The organism is Lacrimispora sp. 210928-DFI.3.58, assembly GCF_020554865.1.
Classification (GTDB): domain Bacteria; phylum Bacillota; class Clostridia; order Lachnospirales; family Lachnospiraceae; genus Enterocloster.
Map to the genome: position 1 here is coordinate 1 of NZ_JAJCIC010000106.1, position 546 is coordinate 546.

Here is a 546-nt window from a genome sequence, read left to right on the forward strand (position 1 = left end):
GAATACGGTCAGGCAGTTCCGTATGCTCTGACGGACACCGCCTTTCTCGGTAGTTTCCAGTCCCGCCTTGATTTCCTCAATGCTCTGGGGCGGTTGCATGGCGTTCATGGTGTTTTTTAGTTCTCGCTGCGTCTGCGGCTGCAAGCTCTGCCATTCGCTGTTCAAGCTGTATCACATCCTTTACGTAGTCCGTAATCAAAGCCGCTTTTTCCTCTGTTTCCCCGAACAGCAGCACATCCAGCAGATATTCCACTTGTGCTTGCTTCTGTAAGGCTTCCACAAACCGGGGATGAAAGGCTTCCTCCAGGGAGTGCGGGGCGTAGTCCGTTCTCCATGCCATAAGCAAGTGGAAATAATCGGCAAGAATACGGAAACAGCGGTTCTTTGCTTCCTGAAACTGTTCCTCCGGGGATTTCTGCCGGGGCTTGGGCTTTTTTGCCTTTCCCGGCGGTTTCCAGTCCTCATAGGAAAGCCCGAAGTCCTGTGCCAGTTGTACGGCGGCTTCTTTCTTTCCCAGCCCATACAGGGCGGCGGCAAAATCAATCA

General features: G+C 53.1%; 1 protein-coding gene and 1 pseudogene. Both read right to left on the reverse strand.

What is annotated here, in order from left to right:
• Positions 1 to 144, reverse strand: a pseudogene (locus LIZ87_RS23105) (virulence-associated E family protein); the annotation flags it as partial.
• Positions 77 to 546, reverse strand: a 470-nt coding sequence (locus LIZ87_RS23110; RefSeq protein WP_227149232.1) for a DNA primase, incomplete at its 5' end; no start/stop codon positions are given. The gene LIZ87_RS23110 and the pseudogene LIZ87_RS23105, both read right to left, overlap by 68 nt.